Raw genomic sequence first — 19,544 nt, 5'->3', positions numbered from 1 at the left:
GCGGGCGGCCGACGGGGACCCCGTCGGCCGCTCAGCCCTCGCGCTGCGGGACCGCCCAGCCGGTGCGCGGGCCGCGCCCGGCGGCGGGCACCACGGGGGTCGGGGGGCTCGACGGGCTCGGCAGGCCCACCCGCTCGAGGAAGCCCTCGAGGGCGAGCACCGCCATGCCGAGGCTCACGCCCTCGCCGTCCGCCTCGGTGAACTCGATGCTCAGCGCGGCGGAGGGGCCCGGCAGGCACTCCTGCGCGATGCGCTCGCGCACCCGCTCCTGCAGCTCCCAGCCCGCGTACCGGGTGATCCAGCCGAGCACCGAGACGTGCTCGGGGTTCAGCAGGTTCACGAGGTTGCCGACGGCCGCCGCGAGGTAGTCGCCCGTGCGCAGCAGCGCCTCGCGCGCCGTCGGGTCCCCTGCGGCCTCGGCCCGCATGAGCCGCTCGACGAAGTCCCGGTGATGGGGCACGGCGAGCAGCTCGTGCTCGGGGTCGATCTCCGCGACCGTGGCGCGGATGCCCTCGACGCCCACGTACGCCTCGACGCAGCCGGAGCGGCCGCAGCGGCAGGCGCGCCCGCCCCAGACGAGGGTCGTGTGCCCCCATTCGCCGGCGGAGTTCCCGGGGCCGCGCAGCAGCTGGCCGTCGACGATGATCCCCGCCCCCACACCGGTCCCGAGGTTCACGGCGACGAAGTGGCGGAAGCGCCGCCCGGCGCCGAACCACAGCTCACCGGTCGCGAGCGCCATGAGCGGGTTGTCGATGCGGACGGGCACGGGGACGGCCTTCTCGAGCTCCTCCATGAGCGGCACCTCGTGCCAGTCCCAGTTGGGGGCGAAGACGTCCACCCCGCGCGCCGGGTCCACCTGCCCGGGCAGCGAGATGCCCGCGCCGAGCACCTCCCCCTCGAGCTCCGGGTGCCGCGCGAGGATCACGGTGATGCAGACGCCGATCCGCTCCGCGATGGTGGCGATGCTCTGCGTCCCCGGGGCGAGGTCCACGCGCTCCTGGTCCACCCGCACGAGGGACGCGTCGAAGAGGTCGACGCGCACGTAGGTCTCCGCGACGTCGACCGCGAGCAGCGCGCCGCGCGCGGGATTCGCCTGGAACGTCGAGGTGGGCCGCCCACCCTGGGAGGAGATCCGGCCCGCCTCACGCAGCACGCCCTCCTCGACGAGCTCGCCGACGAGGGTCGTGACCGTCGCCGGGCTGAGCCCCGTCTCGGCGCTCACCTGGGCACGGGTGACCGTGCCGCGCACGTAGACCGTGCGCAGCACCATGAAGCGGCTCTCGCTGCGGATGTCCTTGGACGTCTTCGTGGCCACGGCTTCCCTCCCGGTCGTGGGGCCTGCGGGGCGACCCGCTCGTGGCCGTCCGGTGACCGCTCAGCGCGGGACGGCGGCGCGGCGGGCGCCCCCGAACATACCGCCTCCCGCACCGAGCGCCTCGACGAGCAGGAGCACGTCGTCGGGATCACCGTCGGACCATCCCGCGGGGATCCACGACCGGTGAGCGTCGCCGCCGGAGACGGCCGGGGCGCCGAGCACGTGGCGGGAGACCCGCCGGCCGCCGACGAGGACGGTCACCTCCACGTCCTCGCCGGCGAGCTCGAGGAGGCGCCCCGGTCCCGCGGTCGCCGGGGCGGCGTCGAGGCGCACGAGCAGCCGCTCCCCCGCGTCGAGCCGCAGCCCCTCCCGCGGCAGGGGCGCGCCGGCGCCCGCCGCGGGCGCCCGTTCGGTGAGGCGGGCGGCGAGATCCTCCTCGCGCACGGTGCGCAGGGCGGTCACGCGCGGCGGCCGCACCGCGAGCAGCTCGACCCGCTCGAGCAGGCCGCCCGGCACGTGCGGGGCGAGGACCTCGACCTCCGCGGGAGCGCCGGTGGGCAGGAGGACGACGGGCGATCCCGGCGTCACGAGCTGCTCCGCCGCACCCCCGACGGCGACCCGCACCGGCTCGGTGAGCCCGTGCAGGACGAGCACCTGCGCGCTCCCCCCGTCCGGGGCCGGGACGGCGCGGCCGTAGCGGACGGGACGGCCGGGGTTCGCGCTCGACCAGCCGCCGAGGCCGCGCAGGGGCGGCTGGTCGAGGCGGCCCCGGGCGCGACGGTCCGGCAGCTCCCGCACCTCCCAGAGGTCGGTGAGGTCGGTGCTACCGTGGATCGCGAGCACCGTGCCGAGGCCGCGGCCCGCGCCGAGGCGGAGGGCGGGCAGGCGGGCGTCGTCGAAGTTCGCGCGGCCCCAGATCTCGGCCGTGACCTGCACCCGGTGCGCAGAGGCGGGGCCGAGGGGCACCCGGATCGGGGCGCCGTGGGTGCCGTGCACGCCGCGATGACCGCCGGCGCCGTCGGCGCTGTCGACCGAGACGCGCACGAGGTCCGCGGCGCCGAGCAGCAGCAGCCCGCTCGCCCCGGCTGGCACCTCGAGCTCCGCGGCGACGCGGCCGTCGGCCAGTCCGAGCGCCTCGGCGCCGGGCAGCGCCCCCTCCGGCACGGGGCGCGCGTCGAGGAGGTCCTCGACCGCGGGCGCCGGGAGCAGCTCCCCGCCCGCGGCGTGCAGGACGGGCTCGGGATCGGCGAGGCGCGGACCGGGCTCGCCGATGCGGATGCTCACCGCGGTCGCGGCCTGCAGGGTCGCGGCGCGGCCGGGGCCCCGCAGCTCCAGCAGCTCCTCGCCGCCGCCCGCGGTGGGCACGGCGAGACGGACCTCCGCGGAGTCGCCGCCGGTGAAGGTGAGGGAGAGGCCCTCGGGGCCGGACTCGACCCCGGTGAGCTCTGCGGTCGCGACGCGCAGGGTGCCGGGGGCGCCCCACGGGTCCAGGGGCACGTCGAGCGACCAGAACGGGCAGGCCCCCGCGGGGACGCTCGCCGCCAGCTCGATCCCGCTCGCGGAGCGCAGGCGCACGGGCAGCTCCTCGGCGCCGAGGGCCGCGGGGCCCACGATCGTGCCGCCGCCGGGCAGGGCGAGCGCACCGCCCACGACCGGCCCGCCGGTCGTGTCGGCGACGGCGCCGGGGTCGAGCGGCACCGGCGCGGCGGCCGCGAGGCGCCCGCCCCAGGCGGTCAGGGTCGCGGTGAGGTCCCGGGCCTCGTCGTACTCGGGGCGGCGGCGGCCGTCGGGCGTGAGGTAGCCGTCGAAGTCGTAGTCGTGGGTCATGAGGTTGCCGGGATCGCCCCAGTTCCCGGCGGAGGGCAGCACGAGGTGGTCGAAGCCGGAGGTCTGCAGGTACGGGGCGACGAGCCGGGCGCCGGCGAGGATCTCGCGGCGCAGCGTGCGATGCACGCGGTTGGTCTCCGTGACCAGCAGCGGGAGGTCGCGGTCCCCGAGCACGCGGGCGTAGTGGCGGGTCTCCTCGTCGAAGGTCGTCGAGGAGTCCGCGGGGTAGAGGTTCACGGTCGGCACCACGCCCGGAGCGTCGCCGGAGGCGCCCGCGAGGTCGCCCTGGCCGGCGCAGGCGATGAGCGGCACCTCGATGCCGGCTCCGCGGGCGCGCTCGGCGAGGTGGGTCATGTACGCCTCGGGGTCGGGGCAGTCGAAGAAGTCCAGCTCGTTCTCGATCTGCACGAGCGCCACCGGGCCACCCCGGGTGGTCTGGGCGTCGGCGAGCACGGGCATGACCGCCGCGAACCAGCGGTCCACCGCGGCGAGGTAGTCCGGGTCGGTCGTCCGCAGGGCCGACGGCGCCGTCGGCGCGTCCCCGTGCAGCCACCAGGGCAGGCCGCCGCCGTCGGTCTCCGAGCAGATGTACGGCCCCGGTCGCGCCATGACGAGCAGCTCCCGCTCCTGGGCGAGGGCGAGGAAGCGGCGCAGGTCCCGCTGCTCGGAGTCGAGGTCGATGACGCCCGGCTCCTGCTCGTGGAAGCCCCAGTGCACGTAGAGGTCGATCATCCGGTAGCCGGAGTCGCGGACGAGGTCCAGGCGGTGGGCCCACTGGTCCGCGGGGAGGCGGACGGGGAACACCGAGGAGCACTGGAGCACCGCGGGCGTGCCGTCGAGCTCGAGCCGCGACGAGGAGAGGTCGATCCGGGAGGTCATCACTTGACCCCCGCGCTGCCGGCGGAGAGGTTCATCTCGTACATGTATTTCTGCCCGAAGTAGTAGATGACGATCATCGGCAGCGACAGGAAGATCGAGCCGACCATGATGAGGTTCCACGGGGGCGTCTGCAGCTCCTGGCTGGTGGAGGTCAGGTACTGCACGCCGAGGGCGAGCGGCATCTTCTCCTCGGAGTTGATGTAGATGAGCGGCCCCATGAAATCACCCCACATCGCGGTGAGGGTGAAGATGGCGATGGCGATCAGGATCGGAGACATCATCGGCAGGATGAGCCGGACGTAGATGCCGAAGAACCCCAGGCCGTCGATCGACGCCGCCTCGTCCATCTCGTAGGGGATGCGCGTGACGAACTGGCGCACCAGGAAGATGTTGAAGGCGTTGGAGAAGAACTGCGGGACGATGAGCGGGAGGAACGTGTCCACCCAACCCAGCTCACTGAAGATCCAGAACTGCGGGATCATTGTGATCTGGGCGGGGACCATCATCGTCGCGATGACGATGAGGAAGAGCCCCTTCTTGCCCGGTGCCCGCAGCCTCGCGAACGCGTAGCCCACGAGGGAGCTCGAGAGCACCTGGCCGATCGCCGAGGTCACGGCGATGATCACGGAGTTGATCATGAAACGGCCCACGGGGAGGCTCGTCCGGAAGATCTCGACGAAGTTCGAGAACTGCCAGTCCCTCGGCAGGATCGTCAGCTGACCGGTGGACACCGTGGAGTCCGAGGCCAGGGCGATCGAGACGACGAACACCAGCGGCACCATGAAGATCGCCGAGAGGATCACGAGCATCCCGTAGGTGAACGGGCCGCCGCGGAACGCGCTGAGGGTGCGCGGCCGCGTACGCCGGGCGGCGCCGCTCGCCGCGGGAAGAGTGGTCGTGGCGCTCATGAGCGCACCTCCGATTCGTAGAAGACCCAGCGTCCGGAGGTCGCGAAGGCGATCGCGGTGAAGATCATGATGACGACGAAGAGGATCCAGGCGATCGCCGAGCCGTAGCCCATGTGGTAGAAGCGGAACGCCTCGTCGAACAGCATGGGGACGGCCATCTGGCTCGCGTTGTCCGGCCCGCCGCCGGTGAGGATGAAGACCTGGGCGAAGACCTGGAACGACCCGATGATCCCCATGATGAGGTTGAAGAAGATCACCGGGGTGAGCTGCGGGAAGGTCACCGACCAGAACTGCCGGAACCCGGATGCGCCGTCGATCTCCGCCGCCTCGTACAGCTCCTTGGGGATGCCGTTCATGCCGGCGAGCAGCAGGATCGTGCCGCCTCCGGCCTGCCACAGCGACATGAGGATCAGAGCCGGCTTCACCCAGCGCGCGTCCATGAGCCAGTTGGGCCCCTCGATGCCGATGAGGGCGAGCGCCTGGTTCAGCGGCCCCGCCTCCGGGGCGAACACCATCTGGAAGATGAGTGCGACGGCCACGATCGGGATCAGGTGGGGCAGATAGACGAGCGTGCGGAACAGCTTTCGGAAACGCACCTTCTTGTTGAGCAGGTTCGCGATGAAGAGGGAGACCACCATGCCGAGCGGCACCGAGATCAGCGAGTAGAACGCGGTGTTGCCCATGACCTTGAGGAAGATCGGGTCGTCCGTGAGCAGGGTGATGTAGTTGTCCAGGCCCACCCACACGGGAGCGGTGAACGAGTCCCAGTCGGTGAACGAGAGATAGAACGAGAAGATCATCGGGCCGAGCAGGAAGACCAGGAACCCGATCGCCCACGGTGAGATGAACAGGTAGAAGAAGAGGGCCTCGCGACGACGGTGCGGAGCCAGACGGGGACGGGGCCGGCGCCGGCCGGGAGCGGACTCCCGACCGGCGGCATCAGCGGCCACAGGGGCGACGGCGGTGGTCACAGGGTGCTCACTTCGTCGGCTTGATGACGCGCTCGAGGCGTCCCTGCAGGTCGTCGGCCGTGGCCTGGGCGTCGGACTCGCCGAGCCAGAAGGAGGCCATCGCGTCCTCGATCGCCTTCTGCATCTCGTTCCACTCGGGGATGAACTTCGGGGTGAAGATCATGTCGGCGGAGTCAGGGAACGCCTGGAGGTCGACGTCGGCCTCGAGCCATTCGGGGTCCAGGAAGGTGTCGCTCTCCTGGAGCTCGAGGTTCGCTGGGACGTCCTGGCCCTTGTCCGCGATCGGTGCCTGCCCCTCGGCGGAGGTCAGGAACTGGATGATCTCGAAGGAGCCCTGGGGGTTCTTCGCGGCCGTGGGGATGACCAGCGCGGAGCCGAAGGCGCTCACGGCCTGCTGCGCGCCGTGGAAGAACGGCGCGATGTCCCAGTTGAGGCCCTCGATGGCGGCGTTTCCGCCCACGCCCCAGAACCCGGTCGCGTTCATCGCGACGAGACCCTGCTGGAACGCGCCGTCGGCGCCCATGTCGGGGCCCATGTTCGAGTAGTCCACGGAGGTCGGGGCGACCTTGTGGGTGAAGTAGAGGTCGTAGGCGAACTGCAGCGCCTCGACGGCCTCCGGCGAATTCACACCCGGTGCGCCGGACTCGGGGTCCAGGACGTTCCCGCCGTTCTGAGCGACGAGGGAGAACCACTGAGGCCACCAGCCCACCCCGCCGAAGCCGAACTGGCCCTTGGCGGGATCGGTGAGCTTCTTCGCGGCGTCGAGGAACGCGTCCCAGTCCCAGTCCGCGCTGGGGTAGTCCACTCCGGCCTCATCGAAGAGGTCCTTGTTGTAGTAGAGGACCATCGCCCCTGACCGGTCCGGCACGCCATAGGTCGCACCGTCCCAGGCATAGTTCGCGCCGACGGGACCGAAGGTGCTCTCGAGATCGAGCCCGCCCTGGCTCAGGTAGTCGTCGATCGGGACGAGCTGCTTCTTGGAGGCGTAGACGTTCACGTTCTCCGCGACCTGCATGATGTCCGGCCCGGTCTTCGACGAGATCATCGTCTGGACCTTCTGCTCGTAGTTCTCCGAGGGGATGAGCTGGAGCGTGATCGTGTAGTCGGGGAACTTCTCCTTGGCCAGGTCGATGCGCGCCTGGTAGGCGGCCTTGTCCGCCTCGCCGCCCCAGACGGTCATGACGAAATCCTTGTGGCTCTCGTCGGACTTCGGGGTCGCACCGGATTCGCTTCCGGACCCGCAAGCGGCCAGGCCGAGCGCTGCGCCGGCGGCACCCATGCCGGCGAGGAGTCCACGACGGGGGAACGGGGAGGAGGTGAGGCTCATCATCGCGCCTTTCATCTGGTCACGGCTTCAGCCCTGCTCGACATCAGTGATCGGAGAGGTGGCGGGCTCCGCTGCCCGCCGTTCGTGACTCACTTACCGTAACCCTTGCAATAAGAGGTGTCGAGATCTGCTCCGGACACGGAACGGTCACGTTGCGCCGCCGCGACCCTCCTGCCGCGGCCGAGGCCTGGCCGCGTGGCCCCGTGCTGGGCTAGCGTTTTCCCACCTGGCCCCGCTCACCTGCGCCGCGGCCCGGATGCACAGCACCGTCGCTCATCCACCGGGAGGCCCCATGTTCACCCGTCGTCAGACGCTCGCCCTGCTCGTCGCCGCCGGCGCCGTGCCCGCCCTCGCCGCCTGCGGCCCCAACGCCTCCCGCGGCGGCTCCGGGGAGGACGGCGCGGGAGGCGCCGTGCGCATCTACTGGTGGGGCGGCGACCTCCGACTGGGCCTCACCCAGGATGCCCTCGCCCTCTTCGAGAAGGCCCACGCGGACATCCCCGTCGAGCAGGAGTACAGCGAGTGGACGGGCTACTGGGACAAGCTCGCCACCCAGACCTCCGGCGGCGACTCCCCCGACCTGCTGCAGATGGACGAGGCGTACATCGACTCCTACGGCACCCGCGGCGCGCTGCTGGACCTCGAGACCATCTCCGACGTCCTGGACCTCTCCGCCATGGACGCGAAGGTGCTCGACACCGGACGCCTGGCCGACGGCACGCTCGTGGGCGCCCCGCTCGGCATCGGCATCTTCTCCGTGGGCGTGAACAAGGACCTGCTCGAGAAGTCCGGTGTGGAGCTGCCGGCGGACACCGAGTGGACCTGGGAGCAGTTCGGCGAGGCTGCCGCGAAGATCAGCGACTGGGGCAAGGACCAGGGCGTGGTGGGACTGGACGCCTTCGGGCAGGGCGGTGCGGAGATCGCGGCCTGGGCCCGCCAGGCCGGCGAGGCCGTGTTCCCGCGCGAGGACGAGACGCTCGTGAGCGAGGGGACGATCCAGAGATTCCTGGAGTTCTCCAAGTCCCTCATCGACAGCGGCGCGACCCCGGGTGCGGACGCCCAGATCGAGGACACCGGCGCCGGCGTCGAGCAGGGCCGCTTCGGCACCGGGAAGTCCGTGTTCCACTTCCAGTTCCACACCCAGCTGCAGACCTTCGCGAGCGCCTCCGGCGCGACGATGGACCTGCTCCGCCTGCCCGCGATCACGAGCGGCGACCCGCAGATGGTCAACAAGGCCTCGATGTACTGGTCGATCGCCGCGAAGTCCGCCGTCGCCGAGGACGCCGGCACGCTCATGAGCTTCCTGCTCACCGACCCCGAGGCGGCGAAGGTGCTGAAGATCGAGCGCGGCGTCACCGCCTTCCCCGAGGTGCAGAAGGCCATCGAGGGCGAGTTGGACGACATCGAGAAGACCTGCCTGACGTTCGCGCAGGACATGCAGGCCGAGGTCGCCCCGGCGCCGCTGGTCACCCCGGCTGAGGGCGTCGGCTTCGGGGACGAGTTCACCCGGATCTCGCAGAACTTCTACTTCGGGAACACGGACGCGGCCGCCGCGGCGAAGGAGATCCTCTCGACCCTCGAGGGCATGCAGCCCGCCCAGTGACGGGCTGCCCGTCGCGCGGCCTCATCAGTGTCGCCTCGCGCGCGCCGGGTGCGGCGCGATGACGCGTGAGGCGATCCCGACGAGCTCAGGCCGCCGTGGCCTGGTCCGCTTCCCGCAGCACGGTGCGGTCCCCGCCGCGAGGGATCCGCCGGGCGGCGCCGCTGCCCAGCACCACGGTCACGTCGGGCCGGGCCTGGCCTGGCCTGCGGAGCGATCGCCGCCAGGGCGCTGCGGAGGCAGGTCGCCGTCTCCTCGGCCGAGGTCGTGGGCTCCTCCTCAGATCTCGCGGAGGATCGCCGCGAGGCGGTCCCAGGACTCGGCGGCCTCGGCGAGGCCCACCTTGTTGAGGTGGCCGTGGGTGACGCCGCGGCGCACCACGAGCTCCACCTCGACGCCGGCCTCCGCGAGCTGCTCGGCGTAGCGGCGGGCGCCGAGGCGGAGGTCGTCGAACTCGTCGGCCTCGAGGTAGGTGCGGGGCAGCACGGCGAGCTGCTCGGCGGTGCCGAGGCCCGGGAAGTCGTGGGCGGTGGCCTGCTCGAGCGGGCCGCCCAGGTAGTTCTCCGCCATGCGGCGCATGCCCGCGGGGGTGAAGCGGAAGCGGTCCGGGACGCCCGCGAGCGCCTCCGCCTCCTCGGCGGTGGCCTCGGGGTTCAGCGGGTGGGTGACCGGGTACATGAGCAGCGACGCGGCGGGCGCCCGGCCGGCCTCGGCGAGGCGCAGGCTCGCGGCGGCCGCGAGGTTCCCGCCGGCGCTCGCCCCGCCGAGGGCGAGCCGGGCGGGGTCGACGCCCAGCTCCTCGGCCTGGGCGCGGGTCCAGTCCACGGCGGCGATGACGTCGTCGCAGGGGATCGGGGCGCGCACCTCGAGCGCGGGATCGGTGCCGGGGATGACCCGGGCGGGGTTCCCGCCGGACGGCTCGTCGCACAGCCGGTAGTCGACGGAGACGACGACGGCGTCCGCACGGCCGGCGACGCCGCGGGCGGTCGCGTCCCCCTCGGGCATGTCGAGGTCGCCGTGCTGGAAGCTGCCGCCGTGGCAGAACACGAGCACGGGGCGCGGCCCCGCGGCGGGGGCGGCCGGGGTGTAGACGCGCACGGGGACGGGGCCGTGGGGACCCGGCGCCTCGCGGTCCTCGACGTGCAGGTCCCACGCCTCGGCCGGGCCGTAGGGGGCGTCCCAGGCGGCGTCGTCCTCCGCGGTGAGGGGGCCGCGCGCGGCGGCCTCGACGAGGGCGGCGAGGCGGCGGGCCATGGTGCCGGGGTTGTCGCGGCCGACGACGGCCGCGGACTCGGTGCCGGGCTCGATGCTGTGCTCGGTGCTGGACTCGATGCTGTTCACGGTGCTCCGTATCAGGGGGTTCAGGCGAGATGGAAGTAGGCGGGCAGGATCTGCTTCTCGCCGCCGCCGGGGGCGAAGTACTCCCCCATCGCGGCCTCCCAGCGGGGGCTGATCGCGGCCTCGGCGATCGCCCGCTGCGCGGCATCGACGTCGTCGGCCTCGAAGTATCCGACCACCATGCCGTCTTCCGCCCGCAGGAACAACGAGTAGTTGTGCCAGCCGGCCTCGCGGAGCGCCTCGCGCATCTCCTCCCACACGTGCTGATGGGCCTCGACGTAGTCGGCGAGGCGCTCGGGCCGCACGTGCAGCAGGAAGCAGCAGCGGTGCGGGCTGCGCGCCTCGCTGGTCGCGAGGAGGGTGTCGAGCTCGGGGGTGGTCATGGGTGCTCCGTTCGGGGTGCGGTGGTCATGAGGGGTCCGGTGGGTCCGGCGGCACCTGCCGCCGCACCGGGGCGGTCGACGGCCGGCTCCGCGCGTGGGTCCCCGGCGGCGGGCAGGTGCCCGTCCCGCCGCTCGATCCCGCGCAGGCCGCGGCCCACGAAGGCCGCGATCCGGCGGGCGCCCGCCGCCCAAAAGTGGGTGTCGTCGCGCAGGCCCTCCGGCCAGCGCGCGCTCTCCCCCGGCGTGAGGTGGCAGAAGAGGCCGGCGGAGGCCGCCTCGCCGAGGTCCTCGTACCACCAGGCGGTGAAGCCCTGCAGGTCGATCAGGGGCACGCAGAGCTCCGCCGCGAGGTCCCGCACGGCGTCGGGGTAGTCGCCGTGGCTCGGCACGAGGCGCCCCTCGCGGAAGCGCCGGCGCTCCACCGAGGTGCACAGCACCGCGCGCCCGCCGCGCGCGTGCACCGCCTCGACCATGCGGCGCAGGCGGCGCGTGTAGCCTCCGCGGGCGCCGAGGGTGAGCGGCTGCTTCTGATCGTTGTGGCCGAACTGGAGGAGCACGGTGTCCCCGTCGGCCACGCCGTCCAGCAGGGCCGGCCACACGTCCCGCAGGCAGGACTCGGTCGTGCCGCCGCCCACGGCGCGGTTCACGACGGGGGCGTCCACGTGCTCGCCGAGGAACGCGCCCCAGCCGGACATCGGGGCCTCCTCGGGCGGGCAGGCGGCGACCGTCGAGTCGCCCGCGAGGTGATAGGTCATGACGTGCCCTCCGCGCCCGCGAGATACGGGATCTGCGCGGGGAGGTCGTCGCCGATCAGCGCGAGGTTCGCGATCGCGGAGAGCCCGTACTGGGCGGCGCCGTTCGTGCCGAGGAACGCCGCCTCGTCGACCGGCTCGAGCACGGAGGGGCCCTCGACCCGGGTGATCGACCAGTCGGCGCGGCCCACCATCGAATCGGTGTTCACCTGGTCCCCCTCCCCCATCAGGAACGCCCGCCAGGCGCGGGCGGCGAGCGCGCGGTCCCCGGTGCGCGCGGCATGCATCGCGAGCAGGCGGCTGTAGGCGGGGATCAGGGAGATGCCGGTGAGCGGCGCCCCGAACCGCTCCGTCTGCTCCTCCGGCGTGGCGAGGTAGTAGCGGCAGTACTCGTCCCAGGCGTGCGCGAAGCCGGGATCGTCCACGAGCTCGAGGAGCTCGGCGACCACCTCGACAAAGCCGAACACGGCCGCGAGGTGCGAGACCCGCACCCGGTCCCGGGAGGTGTCGAAGCGGCGCTCGTCGAGGTCCCACAGCGCCTCCCCCGTGAACAGCCCCTGCGGCAGCTCCCCGATCCCGGCGAGCGCCGAGCGCAGCTTCTGCTCCGCCTCCGCGTCACCGTGGCGCTCCCACGCGGAGAGCCAGGCGCCGAGCAGCGCCCCGAGGTCCGTGCCGAGGCCGATCGCGAGCGCCCGGCGGTCCGGGGCGTAGACGTCCTCACGCACCTTGCGGGTCGCGTCCACGCGCAGCAGGGCCTCCTCGGAGGCGGCGACCTCGTCGAGCAGCTCGCCGGTGCGCTCGTCCGCCGTGAGGAGGTGGAGGTGGCGGCGGTAGAGCGCGCTCGAGACCCGCAGCTGCTTCGCGCTGCACCCGAAGTGCTGCACGTTGTGGCGGGTGCCGAGGCCCGCGAAGCGCCCCACGTGGTACTGGTCCACCTCACCGGTGTGGCGGGTCATCGCCTCCGCGAGGCGGAACGCGCCCGCGTCCCCGCTGCGCAGGAAGTCCTGCCAGAGCCAGAGGTCCGGGGACAGCTCGGAGTTGTCCCAGGCGTAGCCGCCCACGTCGTAGCGCCACGTGTGCCGGTCGACGTCGTAGGTGTGCATGACGTCGCCGTAGTCCCAGAAGCCGTACCAGCGGCGCTGCTCGACCTGGGCGCGGTAGTGCTCGCGCAGCAGGACGAGGCGGTCCTCGAGGTGCGCGCGCTGCGGGGTGGAGCGGTCCACCGGTGCCCAGAGCCCGAAGACCCTCGCCGCGTGGAGCCGATCCGGGGCGACCATCGGCTGCGGCGGGAGCGCGCACGCGGCGGCGAGGGAGGAGAGCTCCTCCCCCGGGGGCGTCGCGGGGAAGGCGTCGATCACGAGCTCGTGGGTGCGGGCGATGCCGCGGGCGTCGCCGAAGCCCGGCTCGTAGTCCTCGTAGGTGATCTCGAGGGCGTCGAGCTGGTCCGCGAACGTCTCCTGCCCGAGACCGTCGTGGTAGAAGCGCAGGTCCATGGGCTCGGCGGTGGGCGCGTACATCCAGACGGTGAGCTCCGCCGTGTCGCCGCGGGCGCCGGCGACGTCGAGCTGGGTGGGGATCAGCTTCCAGAAGTCCCGCAGCCCCGCGCCGATCCCGCCGTGCACGTCCCCCACATAGGCGTAGCCGCGGCTGCGGGTGCCCGCGCCCGCGGTGATCCACGGCCGGTCCGGGGCGGTGCGCTTGGCGACCGTGTAGCCGTCCGCCGTGGGCTGGCGCAGCGTCCACGCGCCCCAGCAGGGCACCCAGCCCAGGCGGCCGGAGACCGTGGGCGCCCAGGTGGAGGTCTCCGGCGTCCGGCGGCCGGCGACCTGGGCGGCGCGCACCTCCGCCCCGGGGTCGCGGCGCAGGCCGGTCACGCCCTGCACCGCCTCGGTGAGGAAGCCTCCCTCGCCGCCGGCGAGGCGCACGTGGCGGTCGTGCGGGGCGGCACGCAGCGGCACCTCGAGGCGCAGCCCCAGGGAGGTGAGGAAGAGGCGCTCCGGGTCCGCGTCCCACACGATCGAGTGGAGCACGCGGATCCGCGGGGAGCCGGCGGTCACGACGAGCCGCAGCACGAAGGGCAGCACCCGCTCGCGCTGGCCCTCGTCGCCGACCTCGTGATGCCCCTCGAGGCGCAGCACCGCCTGCTGCTCCCCGTGGCGCTCGATCCGCACCCCCGTGGTGCGCACCGTGTGCTCGCGGCGCGGGGCGGCGGGATCCGCGCCCGTCGCCGAGGAGGCGACGATCCGCCCACGCAGCCCCACCTCCCGCCCGTCCACCACGATCCGGCGGATCGGGGCGGCCGGATGCGGGGAGACCTCGAGCAGCAGCGATCCCGCGTCCACGGTGACGGCGCCGTCGGCCCCGGTCCCGATGCGCAGGGGCGCGACCTGCCCGGGGGTGCTCCCCCGCTCCACGAGCTCGCTGTCCCCGGCGGGGGCGAGACCCCCGTGTCCGCTCCACTTCACGGAGCCGTCGGGCCAGCGGGCGGTGACCCACGAGTCCACCGGGCGGCGCCGCTCCCCCTCGCGCAGGTCGAGCTCGGGCAGCTCGTGCACCGTGCCGCGCGGCCACGGCACACCCCACTGGACGGGCACGGGGGCGTGCCCCTCGCGGGGTTCGAGCAGGTGGATCCCGGTGGTGGGGAGCGTCGTCATGGGGTCCTCTCAGCCGCGCTCGGCGGCCGTCAGCGGCTGGGCGCTCGCGGCAGGAGTCGTGTACCGCAGCGCCGGCGCCGCGGGGGTCTCCATGCCCTCGCCGAGGAAGTAGCTCGTGTGCGGGGGCTGGTTGTAGGCGACGTTCTGCCAGGCGACGGCCAGCCGGTACTGGGGGTCGGAGAGCAGGGTGCGCAGCCGGTGGTCGGTCACGTCCGTGGTGGTGAGGATCCGCAGCGCCGTGGAGTCCTCGGTGCGGTACACGAGCTCCTCGCGCCAGTCGCCCAGCAGATCCGCCTGGAGCGCCGGGTTGCCCTTCGTGTCGTTGTTCGTCGCGGTCCCCTCGAACCGCTCGATCTCGACCGCGGCGCCCTGCTCGGGATCCCACTTCGCGACCGTCGGCACGCCCGTGCGGGTCGTGGTGTCGAACTCGTGGTCCACGATCTCGCTGAGGAGGTCGCCGTCCCACAGGGCCGTGAAGTTCGCGGCCGGGATGTCCGTGCCGATCAGCTCGCCGGAGGCGGAGCGCAGGGAGCCGACGGGCGAGTCCCACTCGGCGCCGTAGCCCACGTTCCAGCCCTCCGCCCCCGCGTACCGGGGGTCGATGTCGGCCATCGCGCCGCGGCCCGTGTCCTTGTTCGCGGGGACGGACCACAGCACCTCGCCGGTCGCCGCGTCGCGGAAGGTCGAGCCGATGCCGCCGTTGCCCTTGACGTCCTCGTGGACGGCGAACACCTCGAGGCCCGGCCGGGACGGGTCGAAGTCGCTCACGTGCATCGCGTCGCCGTGGCCGAGCCCGGTCGTGTACAGCCCGGTGCCGTCGTCGTCGATCGTCGCGGAGCCGTAGACGATCTCGTCCCGCCCGTCGGCATCGACGTCCGCGACGGTGAGGTTGTGGTTGCCCTGGCCGGCGTAGCCGCCGTCGCCCTCGTGGTCGGAGTCGAAGAGCCAGCGCTCGGTGAGGTGCTCGCCGTCGAAGTCCACCGCCCAGAGGGTCGCCCGCGTGTAGTAGCCGCGGGCGAAGACGGCGGAGGGGTGCTCCCCGTCGAGGTAGGCGGTCGCCGAGAGGAAGCGGTCCACGCGGTTGCCGTAGCCGTCGCCCCAGTCGGTGACGGTGCCGCGCGGCACCCCGTAGTCGATCGTGTCCACCGCGGCGCCCGTGCCGCCGTCGAAGACGGTGAGGTACTCGGGGCCCTCGAGCACGTAGCCGGCGTCGTTGCGATGGTCCGCGTCGGCATCGCCGATCACGGTGCCCTCGCCGTCGACGGTGCCGTCGGCCGTCTTGACCATGACCTCCGCCGTGCCGTCGGAGTCGAAGTCGTAGACCTGGGGCTGGGAGTAGTGGGCTCCCGCGCGGATATTCACGCCCAGGTCGATCCGCCAGAGCTTCTCGCCGTCGAGCTCGTAGGCGTCGAGGTACACGGTGCCGGTCGCCCCGGGGCGGGAGTTGTCCTGCGAGTTCGTCGGGTCCCACTTGACGACGAGCTCGAGCTGCCCGTCGCCGTCGAGATCCGCGGTCATCGTGTCGTTGGCCCGGTAGGACTGGGCGGTGCCGTCCACGGCGGTGAAGTCCGCGGGTTTGTCGAGCGGCACGTCGAGGTGCTGCTCTGCCCACGGGGTGAACTCCTCGCTCGCCCACTGCTGGCTGTGGCCGCTCGCGCCCCTCTGGATCGCGATCCGGTACACGGAGTCGGCGTCGCCCTCGGCGTCCAGGAGGTTCGTGGAGTCGGTGATCGGCTTCTCGGTGATCCGCTCGTCGTCGCGGTAGACCACGAAGCGGGTGCCCATGGCCTCGTCGCCGAGCAGCCGCCAGGACAGGAACACCCCGTCCTCGGTGACGGCGGCGACGGCGCCGCGGTCCAGCCGCTCGGCGTCCCGGAGCAGCGGGGCCGACGTCGGCGCGGCGGTCGCGGGCTCCGCGCTCTGGACGACCGCGACGCCCGCGCCGCCGAGGGCGAGGGGAAGGGCGAGCAGCAGCGTCGCGGGCCGGCGCAGGGCGCGCGACCAGGGCCGGGTGGCGGGCGAGGTGGTGTGGGAGGTGGGGAGGGGGCTGTGCGGGGGCATCGTTGCTCCGATCAACAGGCAGGGGTCGAGAGGGAGGGGGATGGGGAGGGGACGCGTCAGCCCTTGACGGAGCCGATCATCACGCCCTTGGCGAAGTGCTTCTGGAGGAAGGGGTAGATGCACATGATCGGGAGGGTCGCGATGACGATCACCGCGAACTTCAGACCCTCCGCGGGCGGCACGTAGTTCGGGTCGAGATTGCCGATCGTCGTGGACGGGTCGGTCGAGATCGTCACCTGGCGCACGAACATCTGCAGCGTCCACTTCGAGCTGTCGGAGATGTACAGCAGCGGGGACATGAAGTCGTTCCACAGCCCCACCGCGTAGAACAGCGAGAACGTCGCGATGACCGGCTTGGACAGCGGCAGCATGATCCGCCAGAAGGTCGTGAACTCGTTCGCGCCGTCGATCTCCGCGGCCTCCCGCAGCTCGCCGGGCAGCTGCTGGAAGAAGGTGCGGATGACGATGAGGTTGAAGGGGTTGATCGCGAGGGGCAGGATCAGCGCCCAGTACGAGTCCAGCAGCCCCAGCTGCTTGATCACGAGGAACAGCGGGATCATGCCGCCGGAGAACAGCATCGCGAACAGCACCAGGCGCATGATCAGCCCGCGGCCCACGAGGTTCGGGTCGGAGAGCGGGTACGCCATGAGCAGCGTCATGACGATCTGGACGACGGTGCCGACGACCGTCACCCCGATCGTCACGAGCAGGGAGCGGACGAAGGTGTCCGTGGAGAAGATGTAGCGGTAGGTCTCGAGCGTGGGGTTCTCGGGCCACAGGAAGAACGGCCGCGCGGCGATCTCCGACTCGGTCGCGAAGGACGCGGCGAGCACGTAGAGGAACGGCAGGATCGTGAGCGCCGCGAATCCCAGCAGGATCGCGATGTTGACGCCGTCGAACACCCGGTCCTTGGCGGTGGTGTGGTTGAGGGACATCACGGGCTCCTAGAACAGCGAGGAATCGGTGAACTTCTTCGCGAGCCAGTTCGCACCGAGGATGAGGACGAGGCCGACGAGGGACTTGAACAGCCCGATCGCCGTGGAATAGCTGTAGGCGCCGTTGGTGATGCCCATGAAGTACACGTAGGTGTCGAAGACGTCCGCCACCTCGCGGTTCAGCGAGTTGGTGAGCATGTAGATCTGCTCGAACCCGGTGTCGAGGAAGTTCCCGATGTTGAGGATCAGCATGATGATCACCGTCGGGACGATCGCCGGGATCGTCACGTGCCGCAGCTGCTGCAGGCGCCCGGCGCCGTCGAGCATCGCCGCCTCGTAGAGGTTCTTGTCGACGCCGGCGAGCGCGGCGAGGTAGATGATCGTCCCCCAGCCGGTGCTCTTCCACAGGGTCTGCGCCATGATCAGCGGACGGAACCAGTCCGGATCGGCGAGCACGTTGACCCGCCCGCCCAGGAGGTCGTTGAGCAGCACCGTCACCGGGCCCACGTCGAGCGCGAACAGCAGGTAGGTGAGCCCCGAGACGATCGCCCAGGAGAGGAAGTGCGGGATGTAGATCGCCGTCTGGATGAACTTCTTCAGCAGGTGCTGGCGCAGCTCGTTGAGCATGAGCGCCACGACGATCGGGGCGGGGAACGCGATGAGCACGTTGAGCACGGCGAGGATCAGCGTGTTGCTGAGCAGGCGACCGAAGTCCGGCCCACTGAACAGCCGCTCGAAGTGCTTGAGCCCCACCCACGGGCTCCCCTCGACGCCGAGGAAGGGCAGGTAGTCCTTGAACGCGATCGTGATGCCGTACATCGGCGCGTACTTGAAGACGGCGAAGTAGATGATCCCGGGGATGAGCATCAGGTAGAGCACCGGGGCGCGGCGCAGCCGCTTGAGGATGCTCCGCCGACGGCGGGGCCCGCCGGCGAGCGGCGCCGGGGCGTCCTCGACGGCGGCGGCGGGGAGGGCGGCGCCGGGCGCCGCGGGAGAGGTCATGACCATGGCCGCGCCTCCTGGGGGAGGCGGCGGCCCGGGCGGCTCACTGCCCGCCCTTCTGGAACAGCTCGTTCATCTCGTCGATGACCTGCTGGCCGCCGCTGCTGGTCCAGCGCTCGAGCTCCGCGGTGAGGCCGGCCTCGTCGAGCTGCCCGGCGAGGTACTTCAGGCGGGCGTCGACGACGATCTGGTCGAGGATCGCGCCGCTCTGGAGGTAGGTCTCCGACATGTACGCGGCCCCCGGGTTGAACACCGCCTTCGTCAGGTCCGACTCGTGGAAGGCGAGGCGCTTCTCGTCGAGGGCGGCCTCGGGCTCGCCGGCGGGCTGGGAGGGGTAGCCGAGGTAGCCGTTGGACTGGCTGCCGATCTGGGCGAAGGCGGAGACGTCGCTGCTGACGACATTCGCCTCCTCGCTGTCGATCGCGACGCTCTGGCCGTCCTCGACGGTGTAGTTCACGCCCTCGAGGCCGTTGTTCAGGAGCCGCTGGCCCTCCTCGGAGGAGAGCTTGTCGAGGGCGGTGAGCACGGTCGCGAGCTGCTTCTCCGAGGGCACGGAGGAGCGCGGGATCGTGAGGTAGCCGGAGTAGCCGGGGGTGGGCAGGGCCCAGAGGGTGCCGTCGGGGTTGGTCAGGTTGCCGACCATCGTCACCTTGTCGCCGTAGCCCTCCGGGTCCTCGTCCTTGAACAGCCCCATCAGCTGCCCGCCGCGGGAGGAGACGTCGGCGATGATGCCGCCCTTGCCGGTGAAGAAGGGGTCGTTCCAGGTGGCGGCGTCCATCGTGGCGAAGTCGGCGTTGACGTGGCCGGCCTCGACCATGGCGCGCATCGAGCGGTTCGCGTCGAGGAACTCGGGGGCGAGGAAGGCCGGGGAGAGCTTCCCACCCTCCTCCTTCCACACGTTCGCGGTGCCGTGCCAGGTCTCCCAGAGGTCGTAGGGGCCGTTGTTCCCGTAGCCGCTCCACGCGGGGATGATCAGGCCGGTCGTGGCGGAGCCGTCGCCGTTGGGGTCGCCCTCGGTGAAGGCCTTCGCGATCTCCTGGAGGTCGTCGGTGGTGGTGGGCTCCTCGAGGCCGAGCTTCTCGAGCCAGTCCTTGCGGAGGATCACGGCGGCGCGCATCGCGTCGCGCAGGCGGAAGATGCCGTAGGTCTTCCCGTTGATGCTCGCGCCGTGGGCGACCTCCTCGTTCTCGGGCGTGAGGTTCGGGTAGTCGCCGAGCACGTCGGTGAGGTCCCAGTAGCCGCCCGCCTGGGCGGTCTGCGCGAACTCGGCGCTCTTGCCGGTGTGGACCATGACGTGGGGGATGTTGTCGGAGGCCATCGTCACGGTGACCCGGTCGCTGTAGCTGGAGTTGGGGACCCAGGTGATCTCGAGCGGCATGCCGACGAGCTCCTCGACGGCCTTCTGGAGCTTGCCGGCGGGATCGGGGGCGGTGTCGGAGAGCAGCGGCGCCATGATCTTGAGGGAGGTGATCTCCTCCCCGGAGTCTGCGGCGGATCCGCCGGAGCTGCCGCACGCGGCGAGGGAGAGGGCGGTCGCGCCGGCGGCGGCGCCGCCGAGGAGGGTGCGTCGGGAGAACATCGTCGTTCCTTTC

The 19,544-nt window shown here is 72.1% G+C and carries 14 protein-coding genes; 1 reads left to right on the top strand and 13 read right to left on the bottom strand.

The features are described from left to right. Positions 1 to 31: 31 nt before the first annotated feature. Genes ABD080_RS06200 through ABD080_RS06180 form a run of 5 tightly spaced genes read right to left on the bottom strand, consistent with a single transcriptional unit; the run spans position 32 to position 7,080 of the window. Positions 32 to 1,315, bottom strand: a complete 1,284-nt coding sequence (locus ABD080_RS06200; protein ID WP_343904041.1) for an ROK family transcriptional regulator — start codon at positions 1,313 to 1,315, stop codon at positions 32 to 34. A 60-nt stretch (positions 1,316 to 1,375) separates the two neighbouring features. Further along, positions 1,376 to 4,021: a beta-galactosidase gene (locus tag ABD080_RS06195; protein ID WP_343904039.1), complete on the bottom strand. Its 2,646-nt coding sequence runs from the start codon at positions 4,019 to 4,021 to the stop codon at positions 1,376 to 1,378. Then, positions 4,021 to 4,929 (bottom strand): carbohydrate ABC transporter permease, encoded by a 909-nt coding sequence (locus ABD080_RS06190; protein ID WP_137769630.1) that lies wholly within the window; start codon positions 4,927 to 4,929, stop codon positions 4,021 to 4,023. Before ABD080_RS06190 ends, ABD080_RS06195 begins: the two co-directional genes overlap by 1 nt. After that, positions 4,926 to 5,900, bottom strand: coding sequence for a carbohydrate ABC transporter permease (locus tag ABD080_RS06185; protein ID WP_343904036.1), 975 nt, complete (start codon positions 5,898 to 5,900; stop codon positions 4,926 to 4,928). The genes ABD080_RS06190 and ABD080_RS06185 overlap by 4 nt, the downstream gene beginning before the upstream one ends. Before the next feature lie 7 nt (positions 5,901 to 5,907). Then, complete coding sequence (locus tag ABD080_RS06180) at positions 5,908 to 7,080, bottom strand: ABC transporter substrate-binding protein (RefSeq protein WP_240811227.1); 1,173 nt, start codon at positions 7,078 to 7,080, stop codon at positions 5,908 to 5,910. A 439-nt stretch (positions 7,081 to 7,519) separates the two neighbouring features. Between ABD080_RS06180 and ABD080_RS06175 the strand changes: the two genes are divergently transcribed. Further along, positions 7,520 to 8,830: an ABC transporter substrate-binding protein gene (locus ABD080_RS06175; RefSeq protein WP_343904034.1), complete on the top strand. Its 1,311-nt coding sequence runs from the start codon at positions 7,520 to 7,522 to the stop codon at positions 8,828 to 8,830. Between the two features lie 276 nt (positions 8,831 to 9,106). Here the strand turns inward: ABD080_RS06175 and ABD080_RS06170 are convergent, their stop codons facing one another. From ABD080_RS06170 to ABD080_RS06135, 8 genes are read right to left on the bottom strand one after another with little or no spacing between them, the layout of a single operon-like run. Next, positions 9,107 to 10,168: an alpha/beta hydrolase gene (locus ABD080_RS06170; RefSeq protein WP_343904033.1), complete on the bottom strand. Its 1,062-nt coding sequence runs from the start codon at positions 10,166 to 10,168 to the stop codon at positions 9,107 to 9,109. 20 nt (positions 10,169 to 10,188) lie between these two features. After that, the gene (locus tag ABD080_RS06165) at positions 10,189 to 10,548 is read right to left on the bottom strand and encodes an L-rhamnose mutarotase (protein WP_343904031.1); all 360 of its coding nucleotides are present in this window, start codon (positions 10,546 to 10,548) and stop codon (positions 10,189 to 10,191) included. Then, on the bottom strand, positions 10,545 to 11,303 hold the full coding sequence (locus ABD080_RS06160; RefSeq protein ID WP_343904029.1) for a rhamnogalacturonan acetylesterase: 759 nt from the start codon (positions 11,301 to 11,303) through the stop codon (positions 10,545 to 10,547). The genes ABD080_RS06165 and ABD080_RS06160 overlap by 4 nt, the downstream gene beginning before the upstream one ends. Continuing rightward, entirely contained in the window at positions 11,300 to 13,954 is a 2,655-nt protein-coding gene (locus tag ABD080_RS06155; protein ID WP_343904027.1) for an exo-rhamnogalacturonan lyase family protein, read from the bottom strand. The genes ABD080_RS06160 and ABD080_RS06155 overlap by 4 nt, the downstream gene beginning before the upstream one ends. 9 nt (positions 13,955 to 13,963) lie before the next feature. After that, the gene (locus tag ABD080_RS06150; protein ID WP_343904025.1) at positions 13,964 to 16,015 is read right to left on the bottom strand and encodes a rhamnogalacturonan lyase; all 2,052 of its coding nucleotides are present in this window, start codon (positions 16,013 to 16,015) and stop codon (positions 13,964 to 13,966) included. 56 nt (positions 16,016 to 16,071) lie between these two features. Beyond that, positions 16,072 to 16,950 (bottom strand): carbohydrate ABC transporter permease, encoded by an 879-nt coding sequence (locus ABD080_RS06145; RefSeq protein WP_343904023.1) that lies wholly within the window; start codon positions 16,948 to 16,950, stop codon positions 16,072 to 16,074. 9 nt (positions 16,951 to 16,959) lie between these two features. Next, positions 16,960 to 17,952 carry an ABC transporter permease gene (locus ABD080_RS06140; RefSeq protein WP_343904021.1) on the bottom strand — a complete coding sequence of 331 codons (993 nt, stop codon included), beginning with the start codon at positions 17,950 to 17,952 and terminating at the stop codon, positions 16,960 to 16,962. A gap of 43 nt (positions 17,953 to 17,995) precedes the next feature. Continuing rightward, positions 17,996 to 19,531 (bottom strand): extracellular solute-binding protein, encoded by a 1,536-nt coding sequence (locus ABD080_RS06135; protein ID WP_343904019.1) that lies wholly within the window; start codon positions 19,529 to 19,531, stop codon positions 17,996 to 17,998. Between the last annotated feature and the right edge of the window lie 13 nt (positions 19,532 to 19,544).

It is taken from the genome of Brachybacterium rhamnosum (assembly GCF_039526185.1).
GTDB lineage: Bacteria > Actinomycetota > Actinomycetes > Actinomycetales > Dermabacteraceae > Brachybacterium > Brachybacterium rhamnosum.
This window is presented reverse-complemented; position numbering and strand designations above follow the sequence as displayed.

Coding starts and splice junctions, on each gene's coding strand:
- ABD080_RS06195 (WP_343904039.1), bottom strand. CDS start 4,021: ATGACCTCCCGGATCGACCTCTCCTCGTCGCGGCTCGAGCTCGACGGC.
- ABD080_RS06190 (WP_137769630.1), bottom strand. CDS start 4,929: ATGAGCGCCACGACCACTCTTCCCGCGGCGAGCGGCGCCGCCCGGCGT.
- ABD080_RS06180 (WP_240811227.1), bottom strand. CDS start 7,080: ATGACCGTCTGGGGCGGCGAGGCGGACAAGGCCGCCTACCAGGCGCGC.
- ABD080_RS06175 (WP_343904034.1), top strand. CDS start 7,520: ATGTTCACCCGTCGTCAGACGCTCGCCCTGCTCGTCGCCGCCGGCGCC.
- ABD080_RS06165 (WP_343904031.1), bottom strand. CDS start 10,548: ATGACCACCCCCGAGCTCGACACCCTCCTCGCGACCAGCGAGGCGCGC.
- ABD080_RS06160 (WP_343904029.1), bottom strand. CDS start 11,303: ATGACCTATCACCTCGCGGGCGACTCGACGGTCGCCGCCTGCCCGCCC.
- ABD080_RS06155 (WP_343904027.1), bottom strand. CDS start 13,954: ATGACGACGCTCCCCACCACCGGGATCCACCTGCTCGAACCCCGCGAG.
- ABD080_RS06150 (WP_343904025.1), bottom strand. CDS start 16,015: ATGCCCCCGCACAGCCCCCTCCCCACCTCCCACACCACCTCGCCCGCC.
- ABD080_RS06145 (WP_343904023.1), bottom strand. CDS start 16,950: ATGTCCCTCAACCACACCACCGCCAAGGACCGGGTGTTCGACGGCGTC.
- ABD080_RS06140 (WP_343904021.1), bottom strand. CDS start 17,952: ATGACCTCTCCCGCGGCGCCCGGCGCCGCCCTCCCCGCCGCCGCCGTC.
- ABD080_RS06135 (WP_343904019.1), bottom strand. CDS start 19,531: ATGTTCTCCCGACGCACCCTCCTCGGCGGCGCCGCCGCCGGCGCGACC.